The sequence below is a fragment of the Accumulibacter sp. genome, assembly GCF_029255125.1.
Classification (GTDB): domain Bacteria; phylum Pseudomonadota; class Gammaproteobacteria; order Burkholderiales; family Rhodocyclaceae; genus Accumulibacter.
This window is the reverse complement of record NZ_JAPUVR010000061.1, coordinates 1-2,849: the sequence shown is the minus strand read 5'-3', so window position 1 is coordinate 2,849 and position 2,849 is coordinate 1. Positions and strand designations below refer to the sequence as shown.

Genomic DNA, 2,849 nt, shown 5'->3' with positions numbered 1-2,849 from the left:
ACTTCGGCCATCAGTTCGTCGGTATGCAGGCTACCCTTCATCAGCGCCGCTGCCCTGCCCTGGCGCACCAGTTCGACGGCACGAAAAGCCGCCGCATGGCTGTGCGCCGCGTCCTCCTGCTGCACGCCGCTCAGATCGAAGCGGTGCTGCTCGGCCAGTGCGCGCAGTCGGTTAAGCGGCGCCACCAGAATCGGTTCGATCAGCCCCGCCCGCCTGGCCTGCAAGGCTGCACCGAGCGACGATTCGTCGCAGGGATGGACAACCGCCACCGACACCGGCGGCAGATGGCGGCAGCGCTCGACCAGCACTTCGAAGCGGTCGTGGCTCTGAATCGACACCTGCGCTGCCTCCGGGCGCGGCATCGTCACCTTGACCTGCGGCGCGATGACGCGCGCGGTTCCGGTCATAATCGTCTCGCCGCGCCCATTCAGGCCGCGGCAGGCAAAGGTGACTCGCCGGGTCGCCGCGTGCTTGGCGGTGGCGGTCAGCGTGATCGTGACCTGCTCGCCGACCGGAACCGGCGCCAGAAACTCGAGGTCCTGAGCGCAGTGGATCGTTCCCGGTCCCGGCAACTGGTTGCCGAGCAAACCGGAGACGAGCGCGCCCAGCCACATGCCGTGCGCGCTGAGTTCGGCCGGGCCGACCTGGCGGTCGAGTTCGCTGTCGAGTTGGGTTGGGCTGATGTCGCCGGAAACGGCGGCGAAGAGTTGCACATCGCGCAGGCTCAGCGTATGCGTGACGCTCGCCGTGTCACCAATGCGGATTTCTTCGAACGGACGATTCTGCAGCGTGTCCGCGCCGTGCGCAGCGTCGCCGTCCGGATAGGTTTCTGTGTTCATCGGAAAGTAGCCTAGCAAAGGGGGTGGGCGGCGGACGACCTGATCGCCAAGCGCACTTGTCCCCGCCGGGTCATCCGGGATCTTACTCGTCTTGCCGCCGACCCGCCAATCGACCGTCGGCGCGTCGCCGACGATGCAGCGGGCAAGCCAGCGGCAGTCGAGCCCTCGACGCCAGCGTGCGACGAAGCGGACAGAAGCGAATCAATCACTGCTTACCCCACCCGCACTGCCCAGCGCGAAAGCGTCATGCCGCGAGCTCTCCTGGTCCGGTCAGCCACACGGGCGGTCGAGCCAGGCCAGGATGGTCGCGCAGAGAACACCGGGAACGAGCGGCTTGGCGACGAAGTCGTTCATGCCGGCCGCCAGGCAGCGCTGGCGGTCACCGGCGAAAGCGCTCGCGGTCACGGCGACGATCGGCACGCGCGCCATGGCCGGCAGTTGGCGAATGGCCCGGGTTGCGGCCAGCCCATCGAGCTTGGGCATGCGGACATCCATCAGGATCAGGTCGTATTTCGCCGCGCCGGCCATGCGCAAGGCGCATTCACCATCGGGAGCAATCGCGACGCTCAGCCCGGCGTCCTCGAGAATCTCCCGACAAACGATCTGATTGAGCGGTTCATCCTCGGCGAGCAGGATGACGCGACCCCGATGCTGCGCCATCAGTGCGTCGCGCGCGAGTGCACGCACGGGCCCGCCTGGCTCGCTCGCTGTTTGCACCGACCGCGGCAAGCGTACCGTAAACCAGAAGATGCTCGCCTCGTCGTCCGGCCGGCTGGCGACACCGATCTCGCCGTTCATCAGGCCGACCAGTCGCGTGCACATCGCCAGTCCCAATTCAGCGCCATGGTAGCGGCGCGGCAACGAAGCATTCGCCTGGCCGAACCCGGTCAAGCAACGCCCACCTTCGTCGAGCGGAACGCCGATGCCGACATCCGCCACGGCACAACGCAGACGAACCGATTGCGCCGACTCCTCGCCGACGCCAACGCCGACGCTGACCGATCGATGGCGGCTGAATCTGACCGCGTTGCCAGTCAATGTGCTCAGGATCTGCCCCAATCGCTGTGGGTCGCCACGCAGCCGGCAATCGCTCACGACGGGGTCAGCGTCTATGCGCAGGACGACCCTGTTCTCGCGCGCGCGCGCAGCCAGCACCGCGCCGAGTTGTTCGACAAGTTCGCCGAGCCGGAAATCGACGTTTGCCAGCGTCAGGTGCTCGGCTTCGATCTGCGACCAGTCGACGATGTCGTCGATCAACTCGAGCAGGTGACGCGACTCGTGCATCGCCTCGTTCAACTCCTCGATCTGAGCGGCGTCGGTGGCGCGGCAGAGCGCCAGCTCGCTCATGCTCAGGATGTCGTTCATCGGCCGGCGCAATTCATAGCTCATGTCAGCCAGCAGGCGGCTCTGCGCCCGCCGGGCTGCTTCGGCGAATTCCTTGGACAGCGTCAGCTCACGCGTGTGCTGCGCGACGACGGCCTCGAGATTGGCCCGCTGCGCGGCGAGTACGCCCTCTGCCGCTCGCCTTTGCTCGACCTCGTCGCGAAGTTGGCGCGCGAGATCCTTGGCCATGTCGCGCTGCGCGTTCAGCTCGCCGGCCATCGTTTCGTGTTCACGGCGCTGGCGCAGGCTGTTGAGCAGCAGCGCATTGAAAATCGCCCCGCTGTGCAGCAGAAGCAGGCCAAAGAGGGCAACGAGCACAACGAGCAGGAGGCTCGCCGGATCGCCCGCCAGGAGCAGCGAGCACGCCATGGCAGCGAGTGCCGGCAGCGTGTGCAGATACAGCGCGAAACGATGTGAGGCGAGCAGCGGGACGGCCAAGGCACAGACGCCGAGGACCGCGAGTATGGTGAGCGGGCTGAGCGCAAGATCGCCAGCAGTGCCAATCAGGGTGAAATTGTCCTTCGGGCTAATAGCTGAAGAATCTGTTGCTTAGGGGCAGCCTATGGACATCGGATGAAGAAGTCTGTATAAAGGGTAGATGGCAGCGGAACTTGACGCGTTGCGTGT

Annotated in this window: 2 protein-coding genes; both read right to left on the bottom strand. The window is 66.0% G+C overall.

What is annotated here, in order from left to right:
- Positions 1 to 839 (bottom strand): bifunctional enoyl-CoA hydratase/phosphate acetyltransferase (locus tag Q1L59_RS02950; protein WP_300327836.1); only part of this gene is annotated, 839 nt, incomplete at its 3' end.
- 270 nt (positions 840 to 1,109) lie between these two features.
- The gene (locus Q1L59_RS02945; RefSeq protein WP_300327833.1) at positions 1,110 to 2,660 is read right to left on the bottom strand and encodes a response regulator; all 1,551 of its coding nucleotides are present in this window, start codon (positions 2,658 to 2,660) and stop codon (positions 1,110 to 1,112) included.
- Positions 2,661 to 2,849 lie beyond the last annotated feature (189 nt).